Raw genomic sequence first — 7171 nt, 5'->3', positions numbered from 1 at the left:
CGGCACGCTCCCGGCGGCGGGCTTCACGGCCACGGCGGTCGCCAGCGGCGTGCTGACCCGCACGGGCGGGGCGGCGCAGACGGGCACGGCGGGCGCGGTGCTGCTGGACTCGCTGGAGGTGCGCTTCACCACCCCCACCGGGGCGCCGATCCAGGGCGCGGTGATCCAGTGGACCGGTCCCGGCGTGCTGGCGCCCGCCACCTCCACCACCGGCGCGGACGGCTACGCGCGCACCGCGTGGCGCCTGCCCACCACGCCGGGCACCTACCAGGCGACGGCAAACCTCTCCGGCGCGCCGGAGAGGTTTGCCTTCACCGCCACCGCGAGCGCCGGCGCACCCGCGGCGATCGCAAAGCTGAGCGGCGACGCGCAGACCGGGGCGCCCGGCGTCGCGCTGGCGGATTCGCTGGCGGTGCGGGTGACGGACGCGCACGGCAACCCGGTCCCCGGCGCCGCGGTCACCTTCGCGGCGGCGGGCGGCGGCTCCGTCTCGCCCGGGACCGTGACGACCGGCGCGGACGGCATCGCGCGGACGCGGTGGACGCTGGGCACCCACGTGGGGCTGGCGCAGACCGTCTCCGCCGCGGTGACGGGGCTGCCGTCGGCCGGCTTCACCGCCACGTCCACGGGCTCGGGCGTGCTGACCCGCGTGAGCGGCAACGCGCAGGCCGACACCATCGGCGCGTTCCTGGCCGACTCGCTGGTCGTGCGGTTCACCACCGCAGCCGGACAGCCCATCCAGGGCGCCACGGTCCAGTGGAGCCACACCGGCCCCGGCGGCTCGGTGCTGCCCCGCACCTCCATTACCCGGGCGGACGGAACGGTGCGCGCGCAGTGGAAGCTGGCCAGCCAGCCGGGAACGCAGGCGGCGGTGGCGGCGGTGGCGGGACAGGCCGGCTCCGCGGCCTTTACCGCACTGGCGCGTCCCGTCGCTCCCCACTCCCTGGCCGTCACCATCACCCCGCTGGATGCGCTGATCAACACCGTCCGCACCGTGCGCGTGCAGGCAAAGGACCGGTACGGCAACCCCACGCCAAACGTGACGGTGCAGTGGGCGGTGGTGTGCGGCGGGCCCATGAGCCCGGCGTCGTCGCAGACGGACGCGAACGGGTACGCGACCACCCAGTGGACGGTCAACGCCTTCTGCGCGGGCGGGGCCACCCCGGGACCGCGGGGAACGGCGACCGTGGCGGGGGTTCCCAGCCTGCCGTTCGGCGCCCTGGTCCACGTCGGCAACCCGGCCAGCGTGCGGGCGAATCCCCCGGAGGTGACGGTCGCGCCCGGCGCGCAGTTCACGCTGTCGTACCGGCTGTACGACGCCGCCGGCGTGTACGTCGACCCGGCGAGCGGCGATTGCCACTACACCTGCTATTACGGCTACACCTGGACCCTCCGCGACCCGGCCGTCGCGCAGATCGCGGAAATCCGCGACGAGGACATTCCCTTTCCGCGGGTGGAGGCCGTGGGCGAAGGCACCACCTGGGCCATCGTCCAGGGGCGGGCGGGCCTGGACTCGGCGCGGATCGTGGTGACCAGCGCCGGAACCACCGCCGCCGCCCGCTCATCCATCCCGCCGCGCGCTCCCGCCGCCGCCGGAAGCTCCACCCGCACCGCGCCAGCCGTCAGGCCGCGCGGACGCAACGACTGACGCGCGGTGGATGGACGCGAAAAGGCCCTCCCCCGGACTCCGGGAGAGGGCCTTTTTCGGATGGCGACCGCACGGAGCGCCGGCTGCTCTGCGCGTCCCGTGGGCAGGACGCCCGGTGGATCAGCAACAGCGTCGGCGATCGCGAACCACCGGTTCAAAAGATCAGCGGACTTCCCTCCAGCACCCATGCGCCGCCACTTCGTACGAACGTGCAGGCGAACGTCGACTTTCCTCGCGACGCCCCCCGCATGGTGCCCGTGAAGTCGCCCATGATCGTGACCTTTCCTTCCGAGCGCAGGATCATCTCCGACGCGGGCGAATCGAACGTGGCGCCGTCCGGGTCGGTCGTCTGGCGCCGCACGGCGTTCCTGCACTCGTTCTTCAGGCGGGTCGTCTCGGGGTCGGTCCCCGCCGCGACCGCCGCGCTGTCCCTTGCCGCCTGCGTGAGCGGCCGTCCCCCGCAGCCGGCAATCACACGCTGGAATCCACTGGCGACCGCGCGCGCGACGCCCTCTTCCTGGTAGTTGAAGTAGAACTCGGCGGCAGCGATCTCGCGGGAGGAAGACTGCCCATAGCGCACCATGCTGCGGCGAATCGTCGCCGCGGGAGCGCCCGTGCTCGAGCGGAGCTTGACCATCCAGGTTTCCCCCGTTGGCCACTTCGACACCTCCGCATCGGGCGCCAGCTGCCCCAGGGGGATCGTGTAGGCGTCGTGGTAGACCTCGGTGCCAAGGGTGTCCTGATTGATGACGCCCAGAGAGCACGGTCCCGATGGCGTCACCGTGGCGTGATAACGAGACACGCCGAGGGACGGGACCTCGCGCGTAAAGGTGGGGTGCTGATTCATCAGGGCGGCGAGGTCGGTCAGGCTGCCCTGGCCCATCGCTCGCGTTGGAACGGCGAGGACGGCGGCCGTGAGGACGGCAACTGCATGGATGCGCAGAAACATGAAGGGTCGCTCTCCTGGGTGGGGTTCCGGGTTGCGGGATGATTGCAGGCGATTCGGTCTACATTCGGCGCACCGACTCACCGCGGAGGCCGAGGGATCCAGGAACGGAGGTTCCTTCCGCTCCAGGATGGGCAGACCACGGGCGCGGGATGCGTGGGGATTCGTAAAGTACATGATTCCGAATCATGCCCGTTGGGGCCTGATTCAGCAACGTGCCGTTCGCCCGCGGGAGCGAATGAATTCGCCGCTGGAAAGTCGCAAAGTCCGCCTTCGCGGACTCGGCGGCCCGGCAGCATGCGGCGTCCCCCGCACCGGTGCGTCCGCAGCCGCCGCGCGGTTCACTCACGCACTCACGCACTCACGCACTCACGCACTTCCCTACTCCCACTCGATCGTCGCCGGCGGCTTGGACGAGATGTCGTAGCACACGCGGTTGATGCCGTTCACCTCGTTGATGATGCGCGTGGAGATGCGCGCCAGCACGTCGTGGGGGAACGGGTACCAGTCCGCCGTCATCCCGTCGCGGCTGGTGACGGCGCGCAGGGCGCAGACGTTCTCGTACGTCCGCTCGTCCCCCATCACCCCCACGCTGCGCACGGGAAGCAGGACCGCGAACGCCTGCCAGATGTCGTCGTACAGCCCCGCCGAGCGGATCTCTTCCAGGTAGATGGCGTCGGCCTGGCGCAGGATGGCCAGCTCGCGCTCGTCCACCGCGCCCAGCACGCGGATGGCCAGGCCGGGGCCGGGAAACGGATGCCGGCCCACCATCTCTTCCGGCAGCCCCAGCTCGCGCCCCACCTGCCGCACCTCGTCCTTGAACAGCTCGCGCAGCGGCTCGATGAGGGCGAACCGCATCTCCTCCTTCAACCCGCCCACGTTGTGGTGCGTCTTGATGGTGGCGGAGGGCCCCTTTACCGACAGCGACTCGATCACGTCCGGGTACAGCGTCCCCTGCACCAGGAACTTCGCGTCGCCGCCGATGCGGTCCGACGCCTCTTCGAACACGTCGATGAAGGTGTTGCCGATGATCTTGCGCTTCTTCTCGGGGTCCTCGACGCCCCGCAGCCGCTCCAGGAAGAGCGCGGAGGCGTCCACCACCTCCAGGCGGATTCCCAGGTGCGCGCGGAAGGTGCGCTCCACCGACTCGCGCTCGCCCTGCCGCAGCAGCCCCGTGTCCACGAAGATGCAGGTGAGCTGGTCGCCGATGGCGCGGTGCACCAGCGACGCCGCCACCGACGAGTCCACCCCGCCGCTGAGCCCGCAGATCACCTGGTCCGTGCCCGCCGTGGCGCGGATCTTCTCGATCTCCGTCTCGATGTACGAACCCGCCGTCCAGGTGGGCTCGCACCCGCAGACGCGAAAGACGAAGTTGCCGATCATGTCGGCGCCGCGGACGGTGTGCGCCACCTCCACGTGAAACTGCACGCCGTAGATGGGCCGGTCGTCCGACGCGAACGCCGCCCAGGGCAGCCCTTCGGTGCTGGCGAGCAGCCGGTACCCCGGCGGCGGCTGCACCACGTGGTCGCCGTGGCTCATCCACACCTGCGTCCGCTCGCCGGGGCTGAACCCGTCGAAGATCCCCGTGGGCTCCTCGATGGTGACGTGGGCGCGGCCGTACTCGCGCTTCCCCCGCTCCACCACCCCGCCCTCCAGGTGGGTGATGAGCTGCATGCCGTAGCACACCCCCAGCACGGGAATGCCCATCCGCAGCAGCTCCGGGTCGGCCGTGGGCACGTCGTCGCCGTAGACGGAGGACGGGCCGCCGGAGAGGATGATCCCCCTGGGCGCCCACTCGCGCACCCACTCCGGCGAGCGGGTGGGCGGCTGGATCTCGCAGTAGACCCGCTCTTCGCGAATGCGCCGCGCGATGAGCTGCGTGAACTGCGAGCCGTAGTCGATGATCAGGATGCGATTGGAATCCACGGTCGTTGGAACGCCTTCCCGGAGCTGGAGGTTAGACGCGGCAAGATACGGCCTGCACCCGGGCGAGGCAAAACGTACCCGCCGGGGGAAAACGGGCTGGTGCGTCCCTCCAGGAAAAGGTATCCTGTTGTGGATCACTTTTGAGACACCGGTTGGCACAAACGGAAATTCATGATGAACAGGCCCTTCCCCGCGGTTCTCCTCCTCGCGCTCCTTTCCTGGGCCCACCCCGCGCCGGCCGCCGCGCAGCAGCCCTACGCGCCCCGCCTGGACCGCATCAGCCTGTGGGGAACCGGGTTCGGGCCCGACGGGTCCGTCACCACCTGGCTGTACGTGCAGGGGGCCAACCTGGACCCCGCGGGCGAGGTGCTCATCGACGGCCAGGTGCAGGCTTCCATCCCCCACCAGACGCTGGAGAACGACCTGCTGGGCGTGGACCCCGCCACCCTGGGCTACCCCATCCTCCACTACCTGGCGATGGTGGTGGCGCCCGGACGCCGGCGGGCGGGAGCCACGCTGCAGGTGCAGCTGCGCAACCCGGACGGGCGGACCAGCGCGGTGAAGCCGTTCCGGCTGCCGGACGACGAGGCCACGCTGGACAGCGACGGCGACGACCTCTACGACGCGTGGGAGCTGCGGGGCTACGACGCGGACGGCGACCAGGTGGTGGACGTGGACCTGCCCGCCCTGGGCGCCCACCCGTACCGGCCGGACGTGCTGCTGGAGGTGGACCTGATGGACAGCCTGCGGCACCCGCCCGGCGCCGAGGTCTTCGGCGTGGTCCAGGCGGCGTTCCAGTCGGCCCCCATCCTGAACCCGCAGGGCGGCAACGGCATCCACCTGTACGTCGACGCGGGCGGCCGGGTGCCGTTCTCCCCGTTTCTGGGGATGTACCGGCAGGACAACCCGGCGTCGGGGGTGCGCAACTTCTACCTCCTCAAGGCGGACCACTTCGACGACCGGGTGCGGGGACGCCTGTTCCACTACTGCATCTGGGCCAGGGCGCTCGCCGAAGGAGGGAGCGGCATCAGCGACGTCCACGTGAACGCCGAAGGCACGGACTTCGACGGCCCGGGCGACGACTGCATCGTGGGGCTGGACCGGTTCGAGAAGCCGTACAACTCGGTGCGCAACCGCGCCGCGACGCTGATGCACGAGCTGGGGCACAACCTGCAGCAGCGGCACGGGGGCGAGACCGTCTTTCAGTACACGCCCAACTACAACAGCGTGATGAGCTACAGCTGGCAGCTGCGGACGGGGTACGATTCCATGAACCGCTACGCGCTGCCGGTGTGCACGCCGTTCTTCTACGGACAGGCGAACGCCGTCGAGCTGGGCGGCGGCCTTCCCCCCGGCGCGGGCAACTACATCGACTACTCCGAGGGAATGGGGCGCGACCTGGTGGAGGGGGAGCTGAACGAGATCGAAGGGGTGTGCAACGGCAACTCGGCGGACTTCGACCTCGACACGCGCATCCGTACCCGCGCCGCCGTCGACCTGAACCAGGACAAGGACACCGGCGACCGCCTGTCCGACTTCCCCAACTGGTTCCAGCTGGTGTTCAGCGGGCCGCGGCAGAACGGAATGCTGAGCGCCCCGCCAACCGCGCCGGCCGCCGCGCCCGGCCCCGCCACGGGAGAACCCCGATGAAAGGGGTGCGCCTGCACCGGTTCCTCGCGGCGGCCGCGGTGCTCGCGGCCGCGTCCCCGGCGGCCGCCCAGCCCACGCCGGACGCGGGGGAGCGCCCGGCCGCCTCGCTGGACGAGATCCTTGCCCGTGCCGCGGACGAGGCCATGCGCGCCCGGTGGAGGGCGCTCGCCCAGTCCGGGCAGCTGCCGCCGCTGCGTACGCTGACCCTGCGCGCGGAGCCGCGCACGCGCCGCGTGCGCGTGCTGGCGCAGGCCCGGGCGCCGCAGCCGGGCGTGGCCCCGGTGCAGCAGCCCGGCCAGCTGGACCTGGTGCTGGGGCAGGGGCTGGACCGCTACACGGGAGAGATGTCGGTGAACAGCGTGAAGGACGGACGCGTCAGCGGGCGCCTGGAGGAAAGCAGCGCGTCCGTCGACATCCGGTTCGACCTTCCCGGCCCGCAGCAGCAGCTGGACCTGGACGCGCGCGAAACGGTGGCGAGCACGCTGCGCAACGAGGTGGTGGGCGTGTCGCACCGCGAAGAGGTGGCGCTGGCCGACGAGGACGGAACGCTGCTCCTGTACGTCTCCGAGGGATCGCCCACGCCGTACCGCCGCGAGTTCAAGGACCTTCCGCTGACGGTGCAGCAGCTGCCGCCCGGGCCCGGCGGCGAGTCTTCTCTGCACGTCCGGTTCGGGAGCCGGCAGTTCGTCCTGGCGCCGGGCGAGCGGCGGGGGGTGGAGCACGAGGGCGAGGCGTACCAGGTCTACGTCGGCGCCACCAGCTACACGCCCCCCGAGCAGCGCCTGCTGGTAGAGGCGGAGCCGTTCTACGTCCGGCTGATGGTGTTCCGCAAGGACGGCCCGGCGCACTGAGGGCGGAACGGTTTCACCGGGTGCGTTTCGCCCCGGCGCACCCAAACCGCGGCACCCTTCCTGCGTCGCAGATTTTCCGGCGAAATGGGAACATCTGTCTGCCCCCGGGGCCGCCTTCCGGCGCCGCCTTTCCGGCCGACCCGCGCTCCA

At 71.2% G+C, this 7171-nt stretch carries 5 protein-coding genes; 3 read left to right on the top strand and 2 right to left on the bottom strand.

Annotated elements, in window-relative coordinates:
* The coding region (locus tag VGC13_RS17950) for an Ig-like domain-containing protein (RefSeq protein ID WP_331126660.1) at window positions 1-1648 on the top strand (1648 nt) is incomplete at its 5' end.
* A gap of 154 nt (window positions 1649-1802) precedes the next feature.
* On the opposite strand, the gene VGC13_RS17945 is transcribed toward VGC13_RS17950, so the two are convergent.
* Complete coding sequence (locus tag VGC13_RS17945; RefSeq protein WP_331126659.1) at window positions 1803-2597, bottom strand: hypothetical protein; 795 nt, start codon at window positions 2595-2597, stop codon at window positions 1803-1805.
* Between the two features lie 378 nt (window positions 2598-2975).
* Complete coding sequence (gene guaA / locus VGC13_RS17940; protein WP_331126658.1) at window positions 2976-4520, bottom strand: glutamine-hydrolyzing GMP synthase; 1545 nt, start codon at window positions 4518-4520, stop codon at window positions 2976-2978.
* Between the two features lie 174 nt (window positions 4521-4694).
* On the opposite strand from guaA, the gene VGC13_RS17935 reads away from it, so the two are divergent.
* Both VGC13_RS17935 and VGC13_RS17930 read left to right on the top strand, forming a co-directional pair.
* Window positions 4695-6170 carry a hypothetical protein gene (locus VGC13_RS17935; RefSeq protein ID WP_331126657.1) on the top strand — a complete coding sequence of 492 codons (1476 nt, stop codon included), beginning with the start codon at window positions 4695-4697 and terminating at the stop codon, window positions 6168-6170.
* Window positions 6167-7021: a hypothetical protein gene (locus VGC13_RS17930; protein WP_331126656.1), complete on the top strand. Its 855-nt coding sequence runs from the start codon at window positions 6167-6169 to the stop codon at window positions 7019-7021. The genes VGC13_RS17935 and VGC13_RS17930 overlap by 4 nt, the downstream gene beginning before the upstream one ends.
* The last annotated feature ends 150 nt before the right edge of the window (window positions 7022-7171 follow it).

This window comes from Longimicrobium sp. (assembly GCF_036399255.1).
GTDB lineage: Bacteria > Gemmatimonadota > Gemmatimonadetes > Longimicrobiales > Longimicrobiaceae > Longimicrobium.
Note: the sequence above shows the minus strand (reverse complement) of the source record. Positions and strands in the feature narration are given on the sequence as shown.